This is a genomic window from Stenotrophomonas sp. YJH_SMC_133 (assembly GCF_059370655.1).
This window is the reverse complement of record NZ_JCAFTW010000011.1, coordinates 165,894-190,915: the sequence shown is the minus strand read 5'-3', so window position 1 is coordinate 190,915 and position 25,022 is coordinate 165,894. Positions and strand designations below refer to the sequence as shown.

Here is a 25,022-nt window from a genome sequence, read left to right as displayed (position 1 = left end):
CCACCGTGGACGGTCTGTTCTGGAACATCCAGCTGGCCAACTACTACGCCGTCCTGGAAACCACGGCGGCGGCGGTGGCCGTGCTGATCCTGATCTCCAGCCTCGATGATCTGTTCATCGACGTCTGGTACTGGGTGCGCGAGAGTTGGCGCGCGCTTACCATCAAGCGCCGCGAAGCGTACCGGCCGCTGACTCAGGAAGACCTGATACAGCGGCCGCAACAGCCGCTGGCAATCATGGTGCCGGCGTGGATGGAGTACGACGTCATAGCGCAGATGGTGGAAAACATGATCAACGTGCTCGACTACCGCGAGTACGTCGTGTTCGTCGGCACCTATCCCAACGACCAGCAGACCATCGATGAAGTCGAGCGCATGCGCCGCCGCTACAAGCGCCTGCGCCGCGTTGAAGTGCCGCACGACGGGCCGACCAGCAAGGCCGACTGCCTGAACTGGCTGATCCTGGCGATCTTCGATTACGAAAAGCGCCACGACATCGAATTCGCCGGCGTGATCCTGCACGACAGCGAGGACGTGCTGCACCCGATGGAACTGCGTTTCTACAACTACCTGCTGCCGCGCAAGGACATGATCCAGCTGCCGGTCACCTCACTGGACCGCGAGTGGTACGAACTGGTGGCCGGGGTCTACATGGACGAATTCGCCGAATGGCACGCCAAGGATCTGGTGGTGCGCGAGAGCGTGTCCGGCATGGTGCCGTCGGCCGGTGTTGGTACCTGTTTCTCGCGGCGCGCGCTGCTGGCATTGAGCGCGCAGACCGACAACCAGCCTTTCAACACCGACAGCCTCACCGAGGATTACGACGTCGGTGCGAGGCTGGCAGCCATGGGCATGCAGTCGATCTTCGCCCGCTTCCCCGTGCAGTTCCGCGTGCGCCGCCCATCCTGGTTCGGCTGGGGGCCGGTGCGCGAGCGCACCCAGCAGATGGCGCTGTGCGTGCGCGAGTACTTCCCCGACAACTTCCGCGCGTCGTACCGGCAGAAGGCGCGCTGGGTGCTGGGCATCGGCCTGCAGAGCTGGGAGTCGCTGGGCTGGCGTGGCTCGCTGGCCACCAAGTACCTGCTGGCGCGTGACCGAAAAGGCATCATCACCTCGTTCGTCAGCATCGTCGCCTACATCATCTTCCTGCAACTGCTGCTGTTCTGGCTGTTGAAGATGACCGGGCTGTGGACGATGCAGTTTCCCAGCGTGTTCCAGGCCGGTACCTGGCAGATGAATGTCGCGCTGCTGACCACCGCAGCGCTGGCGACCCGGGTCGTGCAGCGCTTCTACTTCGTCAACCGGTTGTACGGCTGGGAGCACGCGCTGATGTCCATCCCGCGCATGGTGGTCGGCAACATGATCAATTTCATGGCCACCGCCCGTGCCTGGAAGGTGTTCCTGGCCTACCTGCTGTTCGGCAAGCGCATGGTCTGGGACAAGACCATGCACGACTTCCCCGATGCGGCGCAGCTGGTGCAGACCCGCAAGCAGCTCGGTGAGCTGTTGACCACCTGGCAGGCGGTGGAACCCGAACGCCTGCAGCAGGCGCTGGAGCAGCAGCAGGCAGGCCGCCAGCAACCGCTGGGCCGCATCCTGCTCACCCAGGGCTGGTTGGATGATGAAACGCTGGCCGAGGCCATCGCCTTCCAGGGTGACCTGCCACGCGCGGTTATCGACGTGGACTACCTGCGCGCCTGCCAGTTCCCGATCAGTGCCGATGCCTGCGTGCAATGGCGCATGCTGCCGCTGCCGCCGCGCCAGGAAGGCACCCTGCGGCTGGCCGTAGCCAGCCCGTTGCCCGAAGACGCGTTGGCCCTGCTGAAGCAGGAAACGCGCAGCAACCACATTGAACAGAGTATCGCCCGCGAAAGCGAGATCAACGCCGGCCTGCGGCTGATCGGTGGCGACCGGCAATGGCAGCTGGACAACGTGCCCCTGCTGGGCGATCTGCTGGTGGAAATGCGCCTGATCGATCACGCACGCTTCGAGATCGCACTGGACGACTACATGCCGCAGCGCGACGGCCGCATCGGCGACTACCTGGTCAAGCAGGGCATCACCACTGAAGAGGCCGTGGCCCAGGCCATGCAGGAGCAGCGCCGGCGTGCGGCCACGCTGCAGTCACCGCCGCCCGGAGCCTTGCCGGCATGAAGACCACGCTGCTGTCCACTGTCATCACCGTGGCATTGGCCACGGCCGCCGCGCCGGTGCTGGCACAGACCGATGCACCACTGCCATTGTCCGGTGCCGCCTACCGCATCGCCGAGCAGGCGTTTGCCGCCTATGAACGTGGCGATTACCCCGCGGCCTACCGGCAGTCCAGCGAAGCGATCCGGTTGCGCCCGGACGTGGTGCGGCTGCGCCTGCTGCAGATCTATGCGCTGCAGAAACTGGGGCGGGGTGCCGAGGCGCAGCAGCAGGCACGTCGTGCACTGGATGCGGGGTTGAAGGATCCGGCCTTGCCGGCGCTGGCCGCTGCGCCCAGGACGAGCACAGGTGCGGCGCGTACCGGAGCGGTACCGCGTGCACCCGCAACGGTGACCGACCGCAATAGCCGGCAGGCCTATATGCTGGCAACCGAAGCCTATGCGGCCTACGACGCCGGCCAGATGGGCGTCGCCGCCAGCAAGGCCGAGCAGGCGTTCCGGCAGCAGCCGCAACAGGGCGCATGGGCGCTGCTGTGGGTGGCGGCGCTGGAGGCACAGCAACAGCCCGGACAGGCCGACGCCGCCATCGGTACCGCGCTGCAGCTGGGCGCACCGAATGTTGAGGAGTTGCGCGCGCGGCGGGTGGCACTGGGCCGCCAACGCGCGCTGCTGCTGGCCCAGCAGGCCTATCAATCGCTGTCTGCAGGTGAGAATGCCGCCGCCATTGAGCAGGCGCACGCTGCCGTGGAGCTGGCCCCCGACGTTGCTTCATACCGGTTGCTGCTGATCACCGCGCAGCTGCAGGGCGATCAACTGGCCGACGCTGAGCGCAGTGCCGACCAGGCGTTGCAGGCCGACGGCCAGGATCTCAATGCACGGGTGATGCGCGGCTACCTGCGCCAGCGCCAGGGCAATACCGTGCTCGCCAATGAGGACTTCGACACCGCACTCGCTGCGCCGGGGTCAGCAATGCAGCAGCGCAACGTGCGCCTGCTGGCGGTGGATGCGGCGCTGGCCGCAGGCGATCGGTTGCGCGCAGCTGCACTGCTGGCACCGTTGCAGGCGGCGGTACCGGCAGGTGAAGGCGATGCACGGTCACAGCAGCTTTTGCAGCAGGGCATCGAGCAACGCAGCCGGGCGATCCGCTCCAGTCGCGAGCTTCCCCGCATCGGTGCCGAAGCGTACCTGGCACCAGTCCAGCACTGCCAGTCCGTTGACAGCGGCAGCGTCTGCGAGCTGATGCCGGCCGACCTGCAGGGCGATGGTGGTGCCGCACAGCGTGCCTACGCTGCCTATGCGCGCCAGGATTACGCCGATGCCATCGGTGAGGCACGGCAGGCCGTGCAACTCGCGCCGGACGACGCGAACCTGCAAGGCCTGCTGACCACCACGCTGGCGGCGGGCAACCGTGCCCAGCAGGACGAAGCGCGGCAGCGCCTGGATGCGGCACTGGCACAGCGCCCTGATGACGCGGGGGCGCTGATGCAGCGCGGCTACCTCAACCAGAAGGCCCATGAGCCGGCGCGCGCACTGGCTGACTTCCGGGCCGCCGAGGCCACCGGCAGGGCACCGAAAAGCGTAGTGCTCGACCAGGCCTACGCCAGCGCTGCCAACGGTGACCATCCACAGGCGGTGACGCTGCTGCGTAGCGCCATTGATCGCGCCGATGCCGGTGAGCTGCCACTGGATGAGCGCCAACGCTACAACGTGCGCAATGCCATCGCCAATTACTCGCGCGAGTGGGGCGTGATCGCCTCGGCGGGTTTCCGTGGTGCGCGCCAGGCGGCGACCAATGTCGGCGGTGCAGCGATCAGCACGCCGGGCGATTCGGTGTTCAGCACGCTGGAGGCGTTCTGGCGGCCCCCGGCCTTCAACGACCAGCATGGCACGCTGGAACTCTACGCACGCCTGCTCAACACGCTGTACGACGAGGGTGGCACTTACGAATCGATCCGCGCGGTGGACCCGTGCACCGGCGAATCAACGCCGGATGCGCGTGCACGCGCCGAACGCCTCAGCCATTCGCGTTCCACCACCGGCTGGCCGTCCACCATCGCTTCGTTCGGCATGCGCTACGCCTTCGGCCAGACCGGCCTGAGCGCCGGCATCGAGCGCCGCCAGTTCCTCGGCAGCGCAACCCGCCAGGGCGAGGTCTACCCCGCATCGGCGGCCGTGCAGTGCCGCCTGCAGCTGGCCCGGAACCCGCCACTGGAAGCCAGCACGCTGGCCCGCTACCGCTTGGCCAGCGATTCCGGTGGCTGGATGTCCTACCTGACCTATGGCTATTACCACGGCACCGATCTGCGCACCGACGTCAACCAGTGGTGGATGGTCAGCGGCTACGCGCAGGGCGGCTATACCTGGGATGACAACAGCGCGCACTTCACCCTCGATGCACTCGATGCCAATGGCACGCCGGTGCGTCGAATCGGCGATGCCAACGGCCGCCTGCATCGCAAACAGTGGTTCGCTGCCGGTGAACTACGCGCCGGGCGCAGCTTCCGCTTTGGTGCCGGGCAGACTCATTGGGTGGTCACGCCGTATGTGGTGGTGGGGGCGGACTGGCTGGACCAGCGCTCGCGGGTGCACGACATCCGTTCCCCGCTGTTCCCGGCGCAGTCGTTCGCGCTCAACGATACGCAGCGCAGCTGGTCATTCGGCGCAGGGCCAGGCGTGGGCGTGCGCTACTGGTTCCGCGAGGACCACTACAACACGCCGCGTTCCTACCTGGACCTGACCGTGCAGTACCGCTTCGCGATCGGCGGTGGTGATACGCAGCGTGCCAAGGGCCTGTTCGCCACCGCCATCCTCTACTACTGAGGCAGGCCCCAACGTCGTCGCAGCGCCGCGGCCTGCGGCGTGTCCTGGGTCAGCCACGGCTCCAGCGCATAGACCAGCACGTGCTGCGCACCGCTGTCGCGTGCCCACGCCAGCTGCCGCTGGATGCGCGCGGCATCGGCGGTTTCGCCCTTGAACCCGCTGCCATCAGCGGGACCGCCGGGCAGCTCGCGGAACAACTCAACGATCGCATCGAAACCGATGCCGTGTGCGTGGAAATGATCGAGCAGCGGTTGCAGCTGCTGCACGTTGCCAGCGCCGGCAACGCCCACGCCGTCCTGCACCATCGGCCGCAGCGTGGCCTGTGCCAGCACCGCCTGCCACAGCATGACCAGGTTGCCGTCGGTCTGCAGGCGGCTGAAGTAGCAGGAAATCGCACAGTCGCCGCCGCGCGCGCTGGCGGCCTCCACCAGCCGGTGCAGCCATTGCGCCAGCCACTGCTGGCGGGCCGGGTCAGCCCAGTGGTACTGCTCCAGTTCGCAGGGCAGGTACCAGCCCTCGAAGGCCGGCTGCTGCGCCCAGGGGGCCTGTGCCAACCAGTTGCGTGCATGCGCGAGGCTGTCGGCCAGGAACGCCTGCAGCGTGGCATCGTCGGCCCCGATCGCCTGCCACCAGCGTTGCTGGAAGGGCAGGCCGACGCGGATGCGGATGTCGTTCTCGCTGGCCGCGGTGAACAGCTGCTGCAGGCTGCCGTCGGGCAGCGACCAGTCGCCGTCGCTGCCACCGACGATGCCAGTCCACTGCAGCACCAGCTGACGGCAGCCCAGCGTACGCGCAAGCTTCAAGGATCGCTGCCAGTCGGCCAGGCCCCACTGCAGGTGGCTGCGCCACGGCTGCAGGAAGGTGCCATCCACCTGCACCGGCAGCGAGCAGCCGGGCAGGGTGGCGAGCATGCTGGCCAACGGCGCCAGCACCGCCGCGCGCAGCAGCCGGCGGCGCAACGGCGAAGACGGATCCGCGGGAAGGTCGGGCCGAACCATGCCTGCATCATCCCAGAGCGCCGTGCGTGGCGGGTGAACCCCGCGCCTGGTAGTGCCGGCCGCTGGCCGGCATCGCGCCCAAGGTGGCAGGTGAATCACCACCCGGTAGTGCCGGCCGCTGGCCGGCATCGCGCCCCGGATGGCAGGTGAATCACCATCTGGTAGTGCCGGCCGCTGGCCGGCATCGCGCCCCGGATGGCAGGTGAATCACCATCTGGTAGTGCCGGCCGCTGGCCGGCATCGCCTACCGCTTATTCCAACGCGTAGCGCAGGGTGAACAGCACCGCCACCAGCCACACCGCCGGATGCACTTCGCGCCAGCGCCCGGTACCCGCCTTCAGCGCGGCATAGGCGATGAAGCCGAACGCCAGGCCGTTGGCAATCGAGTAGGTGAACGGCATCGCCAGCGCACACAGCGCCGCCGGCACCGATTCGGTCAGGTCGCTCCAGTCCACTTCCACCAGCTCACGCAGCATCAGGCCAGCCACGAACAACAGGGCCGGCGCGGTGGCATAGCTGGGCACCATCGCTGCCAACGGCGAGAACAGCAGCGCCGCCAGAAACAGCGCCGACACCACCAGTGCGGTCAGGCCGGTGCGGCCGCCCACCTGCACGCCGGAGGCGCTTTCGGCAAAGGCCGTGGTGCTGCTGGTGCCGAGCATCGAGCCCGCCACGATCGCGGTGCTGTCGGCCAGCAGCGCGCGGCCGAAACGCTTCTGCGCGCCCGGCAGCTTCAGCAGGCCAGCCCGGCCGACTACGCCGTACAGGGTACCGGTGGCATCGAACACTTCCACCAGCACGAACACCAGCACCACCTGCAGAAGTACTGCGATGGGTGCGCCGCCGTCATGGTGCAGCAGGCCCGGCAGGTCCAGCTGCAGGAAGGTGGGTGCAAGGCTCGGCGGCAGCGAGACCAGACCCTGGTACTGCACGTCGCCCAATGCCCAGCCAGCGCCGGTCACGGCCAGGATGCCGATCAGGATCGCACCGCGGATGCGGCGCGCTTCCAGCACCGCGATCAGCAGGAAGCCGGCCAGTGCCAGCAGCGGCGGCGCCGTGTTCAACGGGCCCAGTGCCACCAGCGTGTCTTCATTGCCGACGATCACGCCCGACTTCTGCAGCGCGATGATCGCCAGGAACAGGCCGATGCCGGCCACGATGGCCGAGCGCAGCGATGAGGGAATACCCGATACCAGCCACGCGCGTACTCCGGTCAGCGACAGCACCAGGAACACCAGGCCTGAGATGAACACCGCACCCAGTGCCTGCTGCCACGGCAGGCCGGCGGCGCCGACCACGGTGAAGGCGAAGAACGCGTTCAGGCCCATGCCGGGCGCCATGCCGACCGGGAAGTTGGCGGCCAGCGCCATCACTGCCGAACCCAGTGCGGCGGCCAGGCAGGTGGCCACGAACACCGCACCCGCATCCATGCCGGTGGTGCCGAGGATCTCGGGGTTCACGAAGACGATGTAGGACATCGTCAGGAAGGTGGTGACACCGGCCAGCAGCTCGGTGCGCACGGTGGTGCCGTGCTGCTGCAGCTGGAACAGGCGCTCGAACAGGGACATGGGGCTTCTCGCGACAGTAAGGTGTCACGACCAACGGTCGTGACCTACCCGAATGCAGAACGTGGGTACCGACCGTTGGTCGGTACGCTTCAAAGCGTCACCACCAACGGTGGTGACCTACCGAAATGAGAAAGGCCGCGCGAGCGCGGCCTTTCCGGTTGCCTTACTTCAGCGCCTTGAAGCGCAGGCGCTTCGGCGCGGCGTCGTCGCCCATGCGGCGGCGCTTGTCTTCTTCGTACTCGCGGTAGTTGCCCTGGAAGAACTCCACGTGCGAGTCGCCTTCGAACGCCAGGATGTGGGTCGCGATGCGATCCAGGAACCAGCGGTCATGCGAAATGACGAAGGTGTTGCCCGGGAACTCCAGCAGCGCATCTTCCAGCGCACGCAGGGTTTCGATGTCCAGGTCGTTGGACGGTTCGTCGAGCAGCAGCACGTTGCCACCCTGCAGCAGGGTCTTGGCCATGTGCAGGCGGCCACGCTCACCACCGGACAGCGAACCGACCATCTTCTGCTGGTCCTGGCCCTTGAAGTTGAAGCGGCCGATGTAGGCGCGCGACTGGATCTCGATGCCGTTGATGTTGAGGATGTCCAGGCCGCCGGCGATTTCCTGGAAGACGTTGTGGTTGCCTTCCAGCGCGTCGCGGCTCTGGTCCACGTAGGACAGCTTCACGGTCGGGCCGACCACGATCTCGCCGGTATCCGGCTTTTCCTGGCCGGTGATCATCTTGAACAGGGTCGACTTACCGGCACCGTTCGGGCCGATGATGCCGACGATGGCACCGGCCGGCACCAGGAAGCTCAGGTTGTCGAACAGCAGGCGGTCGCCGAACTTCTTGGAGACGTTCTTGAACTCCATCACCGCATTGCCCAGGCGCTCGCCCGGCGGGATGAAGATTTCGTTGGTCTCGTTGCGCTTCTGGTAATCGACCGACTGCAGCTCTTCCAGGCGGGCCAGACGGGCCTTGCCCTTGGTGCGGCCGCCCTTGGCGTTCTGGCGCGACCACTCCAGTTCCTTCTGGATCGCCTTCTGGCGGGCCTTTTCCTGGTTGTCTTCCTGCTTCAGGCGCTCGTCCTTCTGGGTCAGCCAGTCGGTGTAGTTGCCCTTCCACGGAATGCCGCGGCCGCGGTCCAGTTCCAGGATCCACTCGGCGGCGTTGTCCAGGAAGTAGCGATCGTGGGTGACGGCCACCACGGTGCCGGTGTAGCGCGCCAGGAACTGTTCCAGCCATTCCACCGACTCGGCGTCGAGGTGGTTGGTCGGTTCGTCGAGCAGCAGCATGTCCGGCTTCTGCAGCAGCAGGCGGCACAGGGCCACGCGGCGCTTTTCACCACCTGACAGCTTGCCGACGATGGCATCCCACGGCGGCAGGCGCAGCGCGTCGGCGGCCACGTCCAGCTGGTTTTCCAGCGTGTGTGCGTCGCCAGCGGCCAGGATCGCCTCCAGGCGCTCCTGTTCCTTGGCCAGCGCGTCGAAGTCGGCACCTTCCTCGGCGTAGGCGGCGTACACCGCTTCCAGCGCGGCCTGTGCCTGCAGCACTTCGCCCACGCCTTCCTCGACCGCTTCACGCACGGTCTTGGTCGGGTCCAGCTCCGGTTCCTGCGCCAGGTAGCCGACCTTGATGCCGGGCTGCGGGCGGGCTTCGCCCTCGAAATCGGTATCCACGCCGGCCATGATCTTCAGCACGGTGGACTTGCCGGCGCCGTTCAGGCCCAGCAGGCCGATCTTCGCGCCCGGGAAGAAGGACAGCGAGATGTCCTTGATGATCTGCCGCTTGGGCGGGACCACCTTGGACACGCGGTTCATGGTGTAGATGTATTGCGAGGACATGCGGTCTCCGTAGGCGCGGCCCTGCGCCCGACCCGTCACGGGAACATCCCGTTGCGGCAGCGGGCACAGACTGAAATGGAATACCACCAATTATAGCCGGAACCGGTTCCGGGCCGCTCCCGGGAGGCGCCGCCGGGCTGGCTATCGCCTGAATACTCGGTCACAGTCCTGCAGCGGGAAGCGTTTCCAGCCGGAAACGGTTCAGATCGGTTGCGCAATATGGGTTCACCACCCACCCAAGCAGAGGTCTGACATGCGCATCAATCGAGTAATGGCCAGTGCCGTGGCCTCTGTGCTGGCACTGGGCGCCGTGGCCCCGGCCTTCGCCGACAACGACCATCGCCGCGACCACGACCGCCGTGAATGGCGGGAGGATCGCCGTGAGTGGCGCCAGGACCGCCGTGACTGGGAGCGCGACCGCCGCGAGGCCCGGCGCGACTGGGAGCGCGACCGCCGCGACTGGCACCGCGACCATGACCGCTACTACCGTCCGGCACCGCCGCGGGTGGTCTATCGCCCTGCCTATGGCCCCGGCTACGGCTGGAAGGTCGGCCACCGCTACCGCGACTACTACCGTGGCCCGATCTACGTGGTGAACGACTACCCGCGCTACAACCTGCGCCGCCCGCCGTACGGCCACCAGTGGATCCGCGATGATCGCGGCAACATGCTGCTGGTCGCCATCGCGACCGGTGTGATCGCCCAGTACGTACTCAGCAGCCGCTGAGGGGCGCGGCTGGGGTCGGATCCCTTTCCAACGGAAAGGGCTCTGACCCCACGACATCAATCGAAACCATACGGGGCCGGATTCCTTCGGGGATGCCGGCCCCGTCTGTTTCGGCCCCAGCGGGCCGGTGCGGGGCTACAATCGAGGGCTGAGCCGTACCCCTTTTTCCCTGCCTGCTGGAGTACCCGATGTTCCCGCGTGACGTCCGCATCGAATCCTACGATCCCGAACTGGCCAAGGCCATCGCCGCTGAAACCCAGCGCCAGGAAGACCACGTCGAGCTGATCGCCAGCGAGAACTACACCAGCCCGGCGGTGATGGAAGCCCAGGGCAGCCAGCTGACCAACAAGTACGCCGAAGGCTACCCGGGCAAGCGCTACTACGGCGGCTGCGAATACGTGGACATCGCCGAGCAGCTGGCGATCGACCGCCTGAAGCAGCTGTTCGGTGCGGACTATGCCAACGTGCAGCCGCACAGCGGTTCGCAGGCCAACCAGGCCGTGTACTTCGCGCTGCTGCAGCCGGGCGACACCATCCTTGGCATGAGCCTGGCCCACGGCGGCCACCTCACCCACGGTGCCAAGGTGAATGCCTCGGGCAAGCTGTTCAACGCCGTGCAGTACGGCGTGAACGACCAGGGCCTGATCGATTACGACGAAGTCGAGCGCCTGGCCCTGGAGCACAAGCCGAAGATGGTCGTGGCTGGTTTCTCGGCCTACTCGCAGGTGATCGACTGGGCGCGCTTCCGTGCCATCGCCGACAAGGTCGGTGCCTACCTGTTCGTGGACATGGCGCACGTCGCCGGCCTGGTCGCCGCCGGCGTCTACCCGAGCCCGCTGGAACATGCTCACGTGGTCACCTCGACCACCCACAAGACCCTGCGCGGCCCGCGTGGCGGCATCATCGTCGCCAAGGGCGCCGACGAAGACCTGGTCAAGAAGCTGCAGTCGATCGTGTTCCCGGGCATCCAGGGTGGTCCGCTGATGCACGTCATCGCCGGCAAGGCCGTGGCCTTCAAGGAAGCGCTGGAACCGGGCTTCAAGGCCTATCAGCAGCAGGTGGTGAAGAACGCCCAGGCGATGGCCAACACGCTGATCGCGCGCGGCTACAAGATCGTCTCCGGTGGTACCCAGAACCACCTGATGCTGGTCGACATGATCGGCAAGGACGTGTCCGGCAAGGACGCGGAGGCCGCGCTGGGCAAGGCCCACATCACCGTCAACAAGAACTCGGTGCCGAACGACCCGCGCTCGCCGTTCGTGACCTCGGGCCTGCGCCTGGGCACCCCGGCGGTGACCACCCGTGGCTACGTCGAACAGGACTGCGTGGACCTGGCCAACTGGATCGCCGACGTGCTTGATGCACCGAACGACGACGCTGTCATCGCCCGCGTGCGCGACGCCGTCAGCGCGCAGTGCCGCAAGTACCCGGTCTACGGCTGATCGAAACAGGGGTCGGATCCCTTCCCGCAGGGAAGGGCTCTGACCCCGGTATTGGAGCAACCGCGCATGGATGAGCGCCGCCTCAAGTATCTGTACGTGGTGCTGGCCGCGCTGTTCGGCCTGCCCAGCCTTTTCGCGGGCGGCGTCGGTGCCTGCATCGCCCTGGTCATGGGGGTGATCGGCCTGGTCTCGCTGGATGCTGACAAGCTGTGGTTCGCTGCCGTCATGTGCGTCTGGGGAACGGCCGCGCTTGCCGGCCTGGTGGCCTGGGTCGCGCTCAGCGTCATCTGGTTGCGTGATGGACTGCAGGGCCTGCGCACGGCCTCGCCACGCTGGTGGTGGTTGCTGGGCATGGGCGTGCTGGCGGGCCTGCCGTTGCTGGGATTGGCGATATATACCTTCTCCGGGTTGGGCCCGGCGGTGGTGAGCGGTCTCTTCGCAGGGCCGTCGCTGCTGGTGCCCACCGGCATGCTGATGTTGCTGCGTGCGCGTGCCGATACCGTGGATGTGCCGCCCGTACGAGCGCGGGCATCGGAGTAACCGCGCATGGATGAGCGCCGCCTCAAGTACCTGTATGCCGCGTTGGCGGTACTGCTCGGCCTGCCCGGCCTGGCGATGGGCGGCGCGGTCGCGGTGATGTTCCTGGTTGTTGGCGTGCAATCCTTCGGCGGCAACCGCTCCCCCGATCTGGTGCCACTGCTGTGGGGCCTGGCCGGCGTGGCGGGTTGCCTGGCCTGGCTGTGGCTCAGCGCCGGCTACCTGCTGCAGGGCCGGGCCGGCCTGCAGGTGCGCGCGATCTGGTGGTGGCTGCTGCTGGCCGGTGGGCTGGCAGCGCTGCCGGTTCTCTGGATGACCGCATGGTTCGGCTTCCAGCAGGGGGGCGCCGCGTTGGAACTACTGCTGCTGGGGCCGTCGATGCTGGTACCGGCCGCCATGCTGGTGTGGCTCAAGCGCCGCGCCTGACGCGGCCAATCAAAGGGAATGGAACGCATGGATGAGCAGCAGCACAAACGATGGATGGGGATAGCAGGCCTGCTGGTGGGCCTGCCCACCGCGGCGGCAGGAGGCACCGGGGCAGTATTGGGGTTGATGGTCGTGCTGGATGGCAAGTATCTGACTGGCGATGAGCACTCGCTGTTGCTGCTCTGGTCATCGGCCGGAGTGCTCGGCCTGCTGTCCTGGATGTGGCTGAGCGGCCTCTTCCTGTGGCGTGGTCGCGCAGGCCTGCATCAGGCGCCGGTGGTCGCATGGATTGGCCTGGTGCTGGGAATACTGGCCGCGCTGGGTGTCGTCGCCGCCACGCTGTATTTCACCTTCAAGGAAGGGGAGATCTCGACCTTGGGCTTTCTCGGGTTTGGCCCACTGCTGCTGGTGCTGGCCGCGCACCTGTTGTGGTTGCGCTGGGGCGGGAATACTCCGGCGTCCGGCCCGGCCGGCTGAGTGGCGGCCCAAGAGCGCATCAGGCGCCCATTCCGGCTTTCGCGCAGGCAGCATTTGCTGCTGGACCCTTTCTCAGGTACCTTTGCGACGCTGCCATGACCGTGGCATCTAGGTTGCCCCCTGAGCCAGGCGTTCCATGCATTGCCCCTTCTGCCAACATGCCGATACCCGGGTCATCGACTCGCGCGTCTCCGAAGACGGCGCGACGATCCGCCGTCGGCGTGAATGCGAAGCCTGCGGCGAGCGCTTCAGCACCATGGAAACGGTTGAACTGAAGCTGCCGGCGATCATCAAGAGCGATGGCACCCGCGAAGCCTTCGACCAGCGCAAGGTCCGCGCTGGTTTCGACCGCGCACTGCAGAAGCGTGCGGTGGCCGAAGACAAGATCGAAGCGGCGGTGCGGGCGGTGGTTCACCAGCTGCGCATCAGCGGCGAGCGTGAAGTGCCTTCGATCAAGGTCGGCGAGTTCGTCATGAACGAACTGCGCAAGCTCGATCATGTCGGCTATGTGCGGTTTGCTTCGGTCTATCGCAGCTTCGAGGACGTTGCCGATTTCCGCGAGGAGATCGAGAAGCTGGAACGTGACCTGCCGTCCAGTACCGAACAGCTGCAGCTGCTGGGCGACGTGATTGCCCTGACCAAGAAGAAGAAGGGCTGACCGCTTCTGCCTTGGTGGGTGCCAACCTTGGTTGGCACTGATGGCATGGATCTACGCCAGCGGCGGTACCATGGTGGCATGAGCATCCCGTTCTCCGTCCTCGACCACCTGCACATGGCCAACGCACTGCGCCTGGCCGAGCGTGCTGCCTATACCACCCGCCCCAACCCAATGGTCGGTTGCGTCATCGCCCACGGCGAACGCGTGGTCGGGCAGGGCTGGCATCAGCGCGCCGGCGGTCCGCATGCTGAAGTGTTCGCCCTGCGCGAGGCCGGAAGCGAGGCGCGTGGTGCCACCGCCTACGTCACCCTGGAGCCTTGTGCGCACTACGGGCGCACACCGCCGTGCGCGCTGGCCTTGATCGAAGCGGGCGTGTCGCGCGTCGTTGCCGCGATGCGCGATCCGTTCCCGAAGGTCGATGGTGGTGGCTTCGATCTGCTGCGCAATGCCGGCATCGAGGTTGCCGAAGGACTGATGGCGACGCAGGCGCGTGAGCTCAACAAGGGCTTCCTATCGCGCGTGGAGCGCAACCGGCCGTGGCTGCGGGTGAAGCTGGCGGCCAGCGTCGACGGTCGCACCGCGATGGCCGATGGCAGCTCCAAGTGGATCACCGGCCCGGCCGCGCGCGAAGACGTGCAGCACTGGCGCGCGCGCGCAGGTGCGATCCTGACCGGCGCCGATACCGTGCTGGCCGACGACCCGATGCTGACCGCGCGCCTGGCCGATACCGAGGTGATGCCGCCACTGCGCGTGGTGCTGGATTCGCGCCTGCGCTCACTGGAGTGCAGCCGTGTGCGCGAGGGTGGGGCACCGACGCTGTACCTGCACGATGCAGCGGTGAGTGCACCGGATGCGGCCGACGCCGAATTCGCCAGCGTGCCCTGCGTTGAAGGGCGGCTGGACCTGGGCGCGGTGCTGGCGCTGCTGGCCGAGCGCGGCATCAACGAAGTGCATACAGAAGCCGGCGCGACGCTGGCCGGTGCGCTGCTGCGCGGCGGCTGGGTGGACGAGCTGCTGCTGTACCAGGCCCCCACGTTGCTGGGCGATAACGGACGCCCGCTGCTGGCCGGCCTCGGCATCGATGCAATGGACCAGCAGCGCCGCCTGCGTGTGGTTGACCAGCGCCAGGTGGGCGAGGACATCAGACTGTTGTTGCGCCCGTGAGGGAATGACGGCATCTCCTGTGTCGTCAGGTGCCCTCGTCCTCGTCGGCGGGGCACTGCTCTGCCCATTGCTGCTTCCACAGCATGTGCAGGTCCCGGCAGTAGGCACCGAGCGCTTCCCCCGTCAGTTGCGTTGACTTCGACCGCAGCCTGCGCCGGCTGATGCCGTCGTCGTACTCGTCCGGCAATACCGTCGGCGCACATTCATCGTGGTATATCAGGAATGCACGGCAGTCGTCGTCTTCGCTCAGCTGTGCATCGATGTCCCTGTCGCGTAGCTGGTTCGACTCGAAGGCAACCGATGGGCGGATGATGAAGGTCTTGGGCCTGTGCGCTTCGGCCTGCCCACACACCATCAGCGCCAGCAGCATGACCGTGGTCGACCCTGTACGATGTTTCATGCGGTTGCCCCGGTGGAAGAGAGCAACAGCATTGACCATGCACACCGCAATGGGCCATGCAACGGTTCTGAAAGTGCGTTCGGCTGTTCGCGGCCTAGTGGCACTCATGCGTCCAGAGTGCCTGCATTGCGGGCCGCAAGGCCATGCATTGCTGCAGCAGCTCCGCCTCGGGAATCTGCTGTCGCCGCTTGCTCAGGGTAGTGGCCAGGTCACTCACCCCCTTCAGTTCCTGCGGCGCAATGCGTGCCATGCAGCGGCGATGCTGTTGCAGCAGGTCGTCACACTCGACGATGCCTGTCATCTGTGCGATGGCGTCACGCGTGCCCGCGCGGTCCAGGTGGCGCGGCTGTGCGATCAGTGCTTCGGTCAGAACCACGTATATGTCATGTTCGACGCGGCCGGAGGGGAAGTCTTCATTCGGATGCCTCGACTTCTCGCTGTGCCAGGCGGGTTCGCGAGTGGTCGATACCACGCGCGTGGTGCCAACGATCTCGTGGAAGGGGCCGTCGCGCAACGTCTCGATATAGGCTCTCCAGAAGCGCTGCTCGCTCTGCTCACCGCCATCGAAGACCGTAGCCTCGGACAGGTACCGAAGACGCTCGACATCGCCCACGCGGCAGCTGAAGTGCACGTCGGCAACCTGCATGCCTTCGGTCAGACTGTGCCATGCCTCGCTTCGGTAGGGCTTGCATCGGCTGTTGGCCAGAACCTGCAGCGCCCAGACAAGATGTGGCGAATCCACGCCGTCGATCGGATCGACATGGCGCTCGATGTTCCTCGTCCAGGTCGCCAGCAACTCCGCCATGGGCGGAGCATTGAAGAGATCACTGGTTGCACCGGTCCGGTCGGCCTGCTGCTTCTGGACAAGCATCTGCAGTGCGAAGTCGTTGCGTTCATGCATGGCCTGCAGATGCTGGGAAACGACGTCTTCCGGGGTTCTGTCGCGGGCAGTTGCCAAAGGCAGGTGCATGCCCAGGGCAAGCAGGCAGAGAAGAGGGCGGTGCACGGTGATTCCATCGGGACGGGGCGGGGGAGAATGCCCCCCGCCCCCAGGCCTGTCCATGCAACTCGTCCGAACCTGCGGCCGGGGTCGAGCCGGATATCGCCAATGCGGCTGCGTTCGGCCCCTGCGCCCTCACCTGCACTCGTCGGTCCACATCATCTCGGCGATCGGGCGCAGTGCCTTGCACTCCTGCGTCATCGCTTCGGCCGACTGCACCTGCGCCTTTGTTTTCAGTTCCTCGGCCATCGCATCCACGCCGCTGATCTGGTCCGGCGCGATCTTCGCCACGCAGGCGCGGTGCTGCTGCAGCAGCAGGTCGCAGCCCGGTACGCCGGTCACCTTCGGTGCGCTGGCGGCCTGCACGTCCTGCATCCAGTCTTCGAACGGTGCCAGTGCACCGGCCACGGTGCCTACCAGATCATCGAAGTTGCCGCTGTACCAGTAGCCATTGTCCTTGGCCGGGTACAGGGTGAAGGTGCCGCTGACCGGCACGCGCGCGCCACTCTGCAGTGCCTGGGTATAGGCATCGGTGAACTGCTTGCGCGAGGCCGGGCTGGCATCGGCGGCCAGGCTGGCGGCGAACAGCGGGCGCACCTTGCCCAGGTCGGGCACCTGGCAGCTGAAGCTGATGCGCGCCAGCTTCTGGTCTTCAACGTATTCGTTGTCTTCGACCACGCTCTTGGTCGCGCGGCACTTTGAATCGCGCAGGGCCTTGGCGTACAGCGCTTCAGTGGCCGCAGCGCCGGTCTTGTCACCGGCGCTGGCCAGCACGGTCTGCCACGGTTCGGCCAGGGCCTTGGCCAGTGCGCCCGGGGTCGGGGTCACCGCGTCCTGGCCTTCAAAGGCGGGTTTCAGCGCATCGTTGAGCGTGCGGGTAGCAGCCGCGTCGTCTTCCAGCAGGGTGCGCGCGTACAGGTCGAAGGCCTGCTCGGGGGTCAGCTGGGCCGATGCGGCGCCGGCCATCAGCGGGGCGCACAGCAGGGCGCTGGCCAGCAGGGTACGGGTGAAGGTCTTCATGACGGTGTTTTCCTTTTCCAGAGGCGCGCAAGCCTAGCGCATCCAGCAGTACTTTCGATGGCGACCAGCGGTCACATGGTGGCTGCACACCGGCCAAAAAAACGGGCCCCTTGCGGGGCCCGTTCGATCGCTCGACGAGAAGCGATCGTTGGATCAGAAGCTGGCGCGCACGCCAACCGAGTACTGGGTGACGTCGCGGTAGCCGGAGATCTCGCCCACCAGACCCCAGGTCCTGGTGAAGTTGATTTGGCCGCCGACCGTGCCAACCCAGGTGCCCTTGAAGTTGTTGCCGCCATCCATGTAGCCGGCCTTGGCCCAGGCTTCGGTCATGCGCGACGGCTTGCCGCGGATACCCATGGTGACGCGGCCCAGGTTGGTGTGGTCCTTGCCGTGGTAACGCACGCCGTCATAGCGCAGGGTCGATTCGGCGTTCTGACGCACCCAGGCGGCATCGGCGGTGAAGTCCACGCGATCGGACCACGGCATGTGGTAACCAATGCCCAGCTCCGGCTGGTTGAGTTCCAGCTTCAGCGAATCTTCGCCGTAATGGCGGGTCTTGCTGGTACGCGACCAGCCGCCGAACACGTAGACCTGTTCGGCCAGCGCGACCGAACCACGCAGGTAGCCGCCGTCGACCTTCGGGTCGTCCAGTGCGTTGTCGTCAACCTTGACCTGCGTCCAGCCACCTTCAACGTAGGTGTAGCTCAGGGCGTCGGCCGACGCAGTGAACGGGGCGGCGGCCAGCAGGGCGGCCACGATCAGGATCTTGCGCATGGGAATTCCTGTGAATTTCAGTCCATTGGCGGGCCTGCCCTTGCGGCTGCCCGTGGCGACATCATGTCGTCCAGGGCAGGATTTTAATGAAAGTTTTACAAATTGCGAGCGACGGCCGTCACAGCTGTGGCATCCGACCCCGTTCAGCCCGGGCTGGTACACTGGCCAGGCCGGTTCGCCGGTACACAAACGTCTTCAGGGCGGGGTGCAATTCCCCACCGGCGGTAGGTGCGCAAGCACGAGCCCGCGAGCGCCCCGGCCCACGGCCGGGGGTCAGCAGATCCGGTCCAATGCCGGAGCCGACGGTCATAGTCCGGATGAAAGAAGACGGTGCCACAGGGCGAATGCCCTGCGTGCGCCTGTTTGCCTTGCGGCGTTTTTCGCTCACATCCTGCGGAGAACGTTTCTTGTTTACTGGAATCATCGAAGGCGTCGGCCGTCTGGCCGCTCGCGAACCCATCGGCGGCGATGTCCGCTTCACCTTCAATGTCGGGAATCTGCCGTTCGACAACGTGCAGATGGGCGAGAGCATCGCCATCAACGGTGTCTGCCTCACCGTCATCGCATTCGACGCCAGCAGCTTCCAGGCCGATGCCTCCACCGAGACCCTGGGCCTGACCACGCTGGGCCAGCTCGGCGAGGGTGCGGTCATCAACCTCGAACGCGCCATGCGCCCGACCGATCGTCTCGGCGGCCATCTGGTCAGCGGCCACGTCGATGGTCTCGGCCAGGTGCTGTCCATCCACGAAGACGCGCGTGCCCAGCGCTGGCGCTTCGCCGCGCCGGCCTCGCTGCGCCGCTACATCGCCAAGAAGGGCTCGATCTGCGTGGATGGGGTCAGCCTGACCGTCAACGAAGTGGACGATGAAGGCTTCGAAGTCGCCCTCATCCCGCACACCGTGGCCAACACCGCGTTCTCCGCCGCTGGCGTGGGCAGCGCGGTCAATCTTGAAATCGATCTGGTCGCCCGCTATGTCGAGCGCCTGATCAGCGTGCCGGCCAACGGTCAGCACCCGCAAGGAGATGCAGCATGAATTTCGCCCCTATTCCGGAAATCCTGGAAGACATCCGCCTGGGCCGCATGGTGGTCATCGTCGATGACGAGGACCGCGAGAACGAAGGCGACCTGATCATGGCCGCCGAGCTGGTCAAGGCCAGCGACATCAACTTCATGGTCACCCACGGGCGTGGCCTGGTGTGCCTGCCGCTGAACCGTACCCGCGCCGCCGATCTGGGCCTGGCGCCGATGGTGCAGGCCAATACCGCGCAGTTCCAGACCAACTTCACGGTCAGCATCGAGGCCGCCGAGGGCGTCACCACCGGCATTTCGGCACACGACCGCGCCCATACCATCCGTACCGCGGTGAAGCCCAACGCCAAGCCGTCGGACCTGCACCAGCCGGGCCACATCTTCCCGCTGATTGCCCAGCCGGGCGGCGTGCTGACCCGCGCCGGCCACACCGAAGCCGCGGTGGACATGGCCATGCTGGCTGGGCTGGAGCCGGCCGGCGTGCTGGTGGAGATCCTGAACCCGGACGGCAGCATGGCGCGCCGCCCGGAACTGGAAGTGTTCGCGCGCGAGCACGGGCTGAAGATGGGCTCCATCGCCGATCTGATCGCCTACCGCCTGGCCACCGAAAAGACCGTTGAACGCGTGGACGAGCGCGAGATCGACACCGAATTCGGCCGCTTCAAGCTGGTCACCTATCGCGACCGCATCGCCCACGACCTGCATTTCGCGCTGGTCCGCGGCACGCCGGATGCCGATACCCCGACCCTGGTGCGCGTGCAGGTGGAAAACCCGCTGGCCGACCTGCTGCACTGGCGCCGTGACGATTTCGGCGTGGCTGCCACCGATGCCCTGCGCGCGATCGATGCCGAAGGCGCTGGCGTGATGGTGGTGCTGCAGGCCCCGCGCGATGGCGAGGCCCTGCTCGCCCGCCTGCGCCAGCAGCCGGCGCCGGTGGTGCCGGGCAAGGACAAGGACGTGAGCCAGTGGCGCCGCAACGGTGCCGGCGCGCAGATCCTGTCCGACCTGGGCCTGGGCAAGCTGCGCGTGCTGGGCACCCCGCGCCGACAGATCGGCCTGGCCGGCTACGGCCTGGAAGTGGTGGAGACGGTCACCCCGTAAGCTCCACCGCACGTGGGATCGGTAGTGCCGGCCGCTGGCCGGCAACCATGTTCCCCGGGTTGCCGGCCAGCGGCCGGCACTACCCACGGGCGCCCTGGGGCCCATCCACGCTAGAATTACCCCTTAATCGAATCCCCCAAGCCGCATATGAGCCACTACGAAGGCGATCTTCGCACTCCCGAATCGGCGCGCTTCGCCATCCTGGCCAGCCGCTGGAACGCCCGCATCACCGATACGCTGGTCGCCGGCGCCCGCCAGAGCCTGGCCGGCAACGGCATCGCCGAAGCCAACATCGACGTGATCCGCGTGCCGGGTGCCTGGGAGCTGCCGCTGGTGGCCGCGCGCCTGGCCGCCGCCCATGAACACGCCGCCATCCTCACCCTGGGCTGCGTGATCCGTGGCGACACCCGCCACTACGAACACGTGGCCGACCGCTGCGCCGAAGGCCTGATGCGCGTGCAGCTGGACTTCGGCGTGCCGGTGCTGAACGGCGTGCTGGCGGTGGAACGCGTTGAAGACGCCGAGGCCCGCGCAGGCGGCAGCCACGGCAACAAGGGCGAGGAAGTCGCACTCGCCGCATTGGAAATGGTCAACCTTCTGGAGCAGCTGCCATGAACAAGAACACCCAGGGCAAGCCCTCCGGTAAACCCGTCCGCCGCGATGGCGTCGACCCGGTGCTGCGCTCGCGCGCACGCCGTCGCGCCGTGCAGGCCATCTACGCCTGGCAGATCTCTGGCGGCAACGCCCAGTCGCTGATCGCCCAGTTCGCCCACGAGCAGGCCCGTGAAATCGCCGACCTGGCGTATTTCGAGGCGCTGCTGCACGGTGTGCTCGACAACCGTCGTGATATTGACGAAGCCCTCGGCCCGTACCTGGACCGTGGCATCGAGGAAGTGGACGCGATCGAGCGCGCGGTGCTGCGCCTGGCCGGCTACGAGCTGCGTTATCGCCTGGACGTGCCGTACCGCGTGGTGATCAACGAAGCCATCGAATCGGCCAAGCGCTTTGGTTCCGAACATGGCCACACCTACGTCAACGGCGTGCTGGATCGTGCCGCCGTGGAATGGCGCAAGGTCGAATCGGGTCACTGACCCGCTGCGTCCCGCATCGTTCATTGAACGGCGCGGGAATCTGCTTCGGTAGAGTCGACTGTCAGTCGACTGCCTTTCGATCAGCAGTCGTAGTGTCGGACCGGAGAGCAGTCGACTGACAGTCGACTCTACCCCCCCCCAGCCGGTTCACCTGGTCGGCATCCGCGCCCGCCGCCCATCCATGCAACCCGCCGGAACGCCCCATGTCCCTGGCCGAATTCGCCCTCATAGACCGTATCCGCGCCCGCACCCTCGAGCGCGACGACATCCTGCTCGGCATCGGCGATGACGCTGCGCTGCTGCAGCCGCGGGCCAACGAACAGCTGGTGGTCACCGCCGACACGCTCAACAGCGGTGTGCATTTCCCGGTGGAAACCCGGGCCTTCGACATTGGCTGGAAGACCTTGGCGGTCAACCTGTCGGACCTCGCCGCGATGGGCGCGCGCCCGGCGTGGTGCACGCTGGCGCTGTCCCTGCCGGAAGCCTCTGAAGACTGGATCGAGGCCTTCGCCGATGGCTTCTTCGCCCTCGCCGACCAGCATGACATTGCACTGATTGGTGGCGATACCACGCGTGGCCCGCTGTCGCTGTCGGTTACTGCGATGGGACAGGTCGGCCGTGGCCAGGCATTGCGCCGCGACCGCGCGCAGGTGGGCGACGACATCTGGGTCAGTGGCACGCTGGGCGATGCCGCCGGTGCGCTGCGCCTGTGGCAGCAGGGCGCGCTGAACCTGGCCACCGCCACGTTGCTGGCCGACTACGAGAGCCTGCGTCTGCGCCTGCTGCGGCCGACGCCGCGCGTCACCCTCGGCCTGCGCCTGCGTGCGTTCGCGCATGCGGCGGTGGACGTGTCAGACGGCCTGCTGGCCGACCTGGGCCACATCGCCGCACGCAGCAACGTGGCCGCGCATGTGGATGCCGATTCGCTGCCGATCTCGCACGCGCTGCGTGAGCTGCTCGGCCGCGACGATGCACGCGACTGCGCACTGCGCGGTGGCGACGACTACGAACTGTGCTTCACCGCCGCCGCCGACCAGCGCGACGCACTGCACTACCTGGCCGAATCGCTGGACCTGCCGCTCACCCGCATCGGCCGCATTGCCGAAGGGCAAGGCGTGCACGTGGATGGCGAAGCCGCCGACGGCGGCTACCAGCACTTCGCGTGACCGGCAAAGGTCTGCACACGATTCGTATCCTGTAGAGCCGAGTCATGCTCGGCTGCTTCTACGCAATACATGAAAGGTGGGCGCAAGCTCGGCTCTGCATCAGCGACACGGGTCTACCGCTCAACGCGGGCTTCCGAATCGCGAGGTGTGCCGTAGTCATCCAGCCATGTGAATGACACTGACGCTGGGATGACTGCGCCATCCGGCAGTGCATAGCGTACCTGTGCTCCCGGCGCGATCATGTCCACCTCGACGCTGCGGCCGTCGGCAAGCGTCAACGAACTCAGCGACACGTGGTACGCGCTTGGGTTACGCACCTGCAGGCCATCGCCATCGCCGGACCACAGCAGGGCAGCTGCTGCATCGCGCGCATTGCCCGGCAGCCCTGCCGGGCGATGGAACAGCTTCACCCGCGTGCGCACTGCGAACTGAAGCAGGTTGCGGTCTGCAGTTCCGGAAGGCTTGGGCGGTATGTCCAGCAGATTGAAGTAGAACACCGACTCGCGATCCATGGGCACCGGCGGATCCGAGGGGCGCGGTGCATAGGTGATGCGAAATGCCTGGGCATGCTGTGACAGCAGCAGGCGCGGTTCGGCCGGCGTCAGCCGGAAGGGCGTGCGTACATCTTCCGGTCGTGCGTGGCTGTCGCCATCGTCGATCCAGACCTGGGTCATGGCAGGCTGCTCGCCGACGTTGCTCGCTTTCACTGTGACATCGCGGCCCTTGGCGGCATCGTGCACGATGCGGGTTCCCTGCAGTGTCACGGCGGCCTGGCCGGGAAGGGCGAATAGGGCAGCCAGCAACGCGGACAGCCCCGAAAGGAATGAGAATTTCATGCGGCGCCTCGCTGGACGACGACAGCCTGGCGCATCCGGCCAGGCTGCCACGGAAGTCAGTCGTAGAGAACGACGAAGTCACCGGATGCGTTGGCCTGCCCGGCCTGCGCATTCTGTGAGGGCGATGCGTACCAGGCGCTATACGTCAGCTGTCCACTGCCACCGGCGGCAATCGTCAGCCACCGCGTCGGGTCATCACCGATGCGCTGGTGATTGTCGTCCGCGTCATACAGCGCAACCCCGACGTTGCGTGCTGTCGAGGCCGCTGTCAGTGCGAGATTGCCGGTGCTGTCATGCTGCGTACCACCGAAGCGGACGCCAACCTTCTGCGCGGCACCGGAGCCGCTGCAGTCAAGGTTGATGGTGAAGTTCTTCTGGCCTGCACGTGTTGCCGCGTTCACCGAGACAAGATCAACCTTGCCCATCGGCACGGTGATCGCGCCACCGGTCGTGCCGACCGTACAGGTGGACGTTTCCAGCGATCCGGTGATTTCCAGGCGCTCGGCGTGGGCCAGGGAGGGAATCGTCAGGGCCAGGAAGGCCCCGCACAGCAGTTGCGTTTGAAGGGGCATGGACTGTTCTCTCTGCAATGGAATCCTGCACGACAGCGATGTCGTGGGTTGGCGGGAGTCTGTCCGGGTGTAGTCCCCAACGATATGAAGAATGTTGCAAAAGCCCGTCATTGCGGCAATTGCAACTTTCTGCATGGGCGATGGCTCGGCAAGCGCGTACGGTGCGTGTCCCCGCCTTTGCCCCAGTAGATGCCAATGATGTCGCTCTGTCCTGCATACGCTGGCTGCCTCGCCCTGTTGGGAGCGACGGTTGCTTTCAGTGCGAGCGCGACCTGCCGCGCACCGGGGGGCGACGCACAGCTCGATCACGTTTTCGACGTCGCCTTTACCGACCGTGCCGATATCACTCTGGGCTTCCATTCTGGAATGCTGACCCTGGTCTGCGACGCAGGTGAAACGCAGATGGAGGAGCTGCTTCAGCTGACCGGAATGAAGTACGTTCGCGACGTGCCCTGGGGGAGCCGCGCGATTGCCGCCTACGAAATGGATTCCACCTCGCCCTTGTTGGCCTTCAGCTACAGCTATGGTGGCTGCGAAATATCCGATCCCGAATGCCCGATCGAGGAGGTCGAGGAAGGTGGCGTTCCGCTGCGCGACGGTGTTCCGAGCCGGTACTCGCTGAATGGAGCAAGAAAGAACGTCACCGTGCAGGTCATCGCGTTCTCACGGGGCGGACCAATGCACGACGTGGCCCGCCGGCCTGCGGGCTCCCTGCGCACGACGTCTGGCGGCACGGGTGGGTTCCATCGTTTCAACCTTGGTTTCCGCTTTCGTGCCCAGACCTGCGCGGTCACTCCGCAGAACGTCGACCTGGATCCGGTGGACGCGGTAACCCTGCAGCGCAACGGCAGCGCGGGCGAGAAGTCGTTCAATGTGCGCGTCAGCTGTGCCGCCTCCGGGCGCCGACTGGTTCTGGAGCTGGTGGACGTTCACGATCCTGCCAGCACGTCAAACACGCTGAAGGCGGCGCCGGGCAGTACCGCCAATGGTGTGGCAGTGCAGATCCTCAGTGGAGGGAATCCTGTGCGGATGAAAGCCCCCTGGACCCATGGCGCCGCATCAGGCAGTACCCTGCCGGTTCCATTCAGTGCGCGCTACCTGCGCACGACCGGGACGCTGCGCACCGGATCGATACGTGGTGAAGCAACGTTGCTGGCAGATTACTACTGAGGTGCGTCGCGCATGAATGGAATGCGGGCATGATCCCTTCCACTACGCCGCGTCCAGGTCTGTGTGCT

At 66.4% G+C, this 25,022-nt stretch carries 24 protein-coding genes and 1 riboswitch; of the genes, 15 read left to right on the top strand and 9 right to left on the bottom strand.

The genetic code is table 11. The annotated features are described in order from the left end of the window. Positions 1 to 5 precede the first annotated feature (5 nt). Both AC5P78_RS16780 and AC5P78_RS16775 read left to right on the top strand, forming a co-directional pair. Positions 6 to 2,153, top strand: coding sequence for a glycosyl transferase family protein (locus AC5P78_RS16780; protein ID WP_414498560.1), 2,148 nt, complete (start codon positions 6 to 8; stop codon positions 2,151 to 2,153). Continuing rightward, positions 2,150 to 4,969: an NfrA family protein gene (locus tag AC5P78_RS16775; protein WP_049461021.1), complete on the top strand. Its 2,820-nt coding sequence runs from the start codon at positions 2,150 to 2,152 to the stop codon at positions 4,967 to 4,969. The genes AC5P78_RS16780 and AC5P78_RS16775 overlap by 4 nt, the downstream gene beginning before the upstream one ends. On the opposite strand, the gene AC5P78_RS16770 is transcribed toward AC5P78_RS16775, so the two are convergent. The 3 genes from AC5P78_RS16770 to ettA form a co-directional block, all read right to left on the bottom strand. Next, positions 4,963 to 5,967 (bottom strand): DUF4434 domain-containing protein, encoded by a 1,005-nt coding sequence (locus AC5P78_RS16770; protein ID WP_414498561.1) that lies wholly within the window; start codon positions 5,965 to 5,967, stop codon positions 4,963 to 4,965. The two genes, AC5P78_RS16775 and AC5P78_RS16770, sit on opposite strands and share 7 nt — an antisense overlap. 251 nt (positions 5,968 to 6,218) lie before the next feature. Then, positions 6,219 to 7,535: an NCS2 family permease gene (locus AC5P78_RS16765; RefSeq protein WP_005408048.1), complete on the bottom strand. Its 1,317-nt coding sequence runs from the start codon at positions 7,533 to 7,535 to the stop codon at positions 6,219 to 6,221. Positions 7,536 to 7,698: 163 nt separating this feature from the next. Next, the gene (gene ettA, locus AC5P78_RS16760; protein ID WP_005408049.1) at positions 7,699 to 9,363 is read right to left on the bottom strand and encodes an energy-dependent translational throttle protein EttA; all 1,665 of its coding nucleotides are present in this window, start codon (positions 9,361 to 9,363) and stop codon (positions 7,699 to 7,701) included. 253 nt (positions 9,364 to 9,616) lie between these two features. Here ettA and AC5P78_RS16755 point away from each other — a divergent pair, with 253 nt between their 5' ends. The 7 genes from AC5P78_RS16755 (at position 9,617) to ribD (ending at position 14,794) form a co-directional block, all read left to right on the top strand. Further along, complete coding sequence (locus tag AC5P78_RS16755) at positions 9,617 to 10,090, top strand: RcnB family protein (protein WP_033834700.1); 474 nt, start codon at positions 9,617 to 9,619, stop codon at positions 10,088 to 10,090. A gap of 188 nt (positions 10,091 to 10,278) precedes the next feature. Beyond that, a complete protein-coding gene (gene glyA, locus AC5P78_RS16750; protein ID WP_010481990.1) occupies positions 10,279 to 11,532 on the top strand; it encodes a serine hydroxymethyltransferase in 1,254 nt (417 codons plus the stop codon). Positions 11,533 to 11,598: 66 nt separating this feature from the next. Beyond that, positions 11,599 to 12,072, top strand: coding sequence for a hypothetical protein (locus AC5P78_RS16745; protein ID WP_049397397.1), 474 nt, complete (start codon positions 11,599 to 11,601; stop codon positions 12,070 to 12,072). Positions 12,073 to 12,078: 6 nt separating this feature from the next. Further along, entirely contained in the window at positions 12,079 to 12,495 is a 417-nt protein-coding gene (locus AC5P78_RS16740; protein ID WP_049397398.1) for a hypothetical protein, read from the top strand. Positions 12,496 to 12,522: 27 nt separating this feature from the next. After that, a complete protein-coding gene (locus AC5P78_RS16735) occupies positions 12,523 to 12,972 on the top strand; it encodes a hypothetical protein (RefSeq protein WP_049397456.1) in 450 nt (149 codons plus the stop codon). 136 nt (positions 12,973 to 13,108) lie between these two features. Next, positions 13,109 to 13,630 (top strand): transcriptional regulator NrdR, encoded by a 522-nt coding sequence (gene nrdR, locus AC5P78_RS16730; RefSeq protein ID WP_049397400.1) that lies wholly within the window; start codon positions 13,109 to 13,111, stop codon positions 13,628 to 13,630. A 78-nt stretch (positions 13,631 to 13,708) separates the two neighbouring features. Continuing rightward, a complete protein-coding gene (gene ribD, locus AC5P78_RS16725) occupies positions 13,709 to 14,794 on the top strand; it encodes a bifunctional diaminohydroxyphosphoribosylaminopyrimidine deaminase/5-amino-6-(5-phosphoribosylamino)uracil reductase RibD (RefSeq protein ID WP_049397401.1) in 1,086 nt (361 codons plus the stop codon). A gap of 25 nt (positions 14,795 to 14,819) precedes the next feature. Here the strand turns inward: ribD and AC5P78_RS16720 are convergent, their stop codons facing one another. The 4 genes from AC5P78_RS16720 to AC5P78_RS16705 form a co-directional block, all read right to left on the bottom strand. Next, positions 14,820 to 15,233, bottom strand: coding sequence for a hypothetical protein (locus tag AC5P78_RS16720; RefSeq protein WP_223846467.1), 414 nt, complete (start codon positions 15,231 to 15,233; stop codon positions 14,820 to 14,822). A gap of 55 nt (positions 15,234 to 15,288) precedes the next feature. Continuing rightward, a complete protein-coding gene (locus AC5P78_RS16715; RefSeq protein WP_133050600.1) occupies positions 15,289 to 16,200 on the bottom strand; it encodes a hypothetical protein in 912 nt (303 codons plus the stop codon). A gap of 129 nt (positions 16,201 to 16,329) precedes the next feature. Next, positions 16,330 to 17,214, bottom strand: a complete 885-nt coding sequence (locus AC5P78_RS16710; RefSeq protein WP_049397403.1) for a hypothetical protein — start codon at positions 17,212 to 17,214, stop codon at positions 16,330 to 16,332. Positions 17,215 to 17,367: 153 nt separating this feature from the next. Continuing rightward, positions 17,368 to 17,988, bottom strand: coding sequence for a hypothetical protein (locus AC5P78_RS16705; protein ID WP_049397405.1), 621 nt, complete (start codon positions 17,986 to 17,988; stop codon positions 17,368 to 17,370). Between the two features lie 187 nt (positions 17,989 to 18,175). After that, positions 18,176 to 18,321: riboswitch (FMN riboswitch) on the top strand. 74 nt (positions 18,322 to 18,395) lie between these two features. Between AC5P78_RS16705 and AC5P78_RS16700 the strand changes: the two genes are divergently transcribed. The 5 genes from AC5P78_RS16700 to thiL all read left to right on the top strand — a co-directional run bounded on the left by AC5P78_RS16700 (position 18,396) and on the right by thiL (position 22,376). After that, positions 18,396 to 19,022, top strand: a complete 627-nt coding sequence (locus AC5P78_RS16700) for a riboflavin synthase (protein ID WP_049397406.1) — start codon at positions 18,396 to 18,398, stop codon at positions 19,020 to 19,022. Beyond that, on the top strand, positions 19,019 to 20,119 hold the full coding sequence (ribB, locus tag AC5P78_RS16695; RefSeq protein WP_099472890.1) for a 3,4-dihydroxy-2-butanone-4-phosphate synthase: 1,101 nt from the start codon (positions 19,019 to 19,021) through the stop codon (positions 20,117 to 20,119). The genes AC5P78_RS16700 and ribB overlap by 4 nt, the downstream gene beginning before the upstream one ends. A gap of 147 nt (positions 20,120 to 20,266) precedes the next feature. Continuing rightward, positions 20,267 to 20,734: a 6,7-dimethyl-8-ribityllumazine synthase gene (gene ribH / locus AC5P78_RS16690; protein WP_012479138.1), complete on the top strand. Its 468-nt coding sequence runs from the start codon at positions 20,267 to 20,269 to the stop codon at positions 20,732 to 20,734. Further along, positions 20,731 to 21,210, top strand: a complete 480-nt coding sequence (gene nusB, locus AC5P78_RS16685; RefSeq protein ID WP_012479139.1) for a transcription antitermination factor NusB — start codon at positions 20,731 to 20,733, stop codon at positions 21,208 to 21,210. The genes ribH and nusB overlap by 4 nt, the downstream gene beginning before the upstream one ends. 203 nt (positions 21,211 to 21,413) lie before the next feature. Then, positions 21,414 to 22,376, top strand: a complete 963-nt coding sequence (gene thiL / locus AC5P78_RS16680) for a thiamine-phosphate kinase (RefSeq protein WP_080334762.1) — start codon at positions 21,414 to 21,416, stop codon at positions 22,374 to 22,376. A 113-nt stretch (positions 22,377 to 22,489) separates the two neighbouring features. Here thiL and AC5P78_RS16675 read toward each other — a convergent pair whose 3' ends face one another. Next, complete coding sequence (locus tag AC5P78_RS16675) at positions 22,490 to 23,212, bottom strand: fimbrial biogenesis chaperone (RefSeq protein WP_012479141.1); 723 nt, start codon at positions 23,210 to 23,212, stop codon at positions 22,490 to 22,492. Between the two features lie 56 nt (positions 23,213 to 23,268). Beyond that, positions 23,269 to 23,784: a fimbrial protein gene (locus tag AC5P78_RS16670; protein WP_043033817.1), complete on the bottom strand. Its 516-nt coding sequence runs from the start codon at positions 23,782 to 23,784 to the stop codon at positions 23,269 to 23,271. A gap of 198 nt (positions 23,785 to 23,982) precedes the next feature. Here AC5P78_RS16670 and AC5P78_RS16665 point away from each other — a divergent pair, with 198 nt between their 5' ends. Next, a complete protein-coding gene (locus tag AC5P78_RS16665) occupies positions 23,983 to 24,954 on the top strand; it encodes a fimbrial protein (RefSeq protein ID WP_157804578.1) in 972 nt (323 codons plus the stop codon). Positions 24,955 to 25,022: the final 68 nt, after the last annotated feature.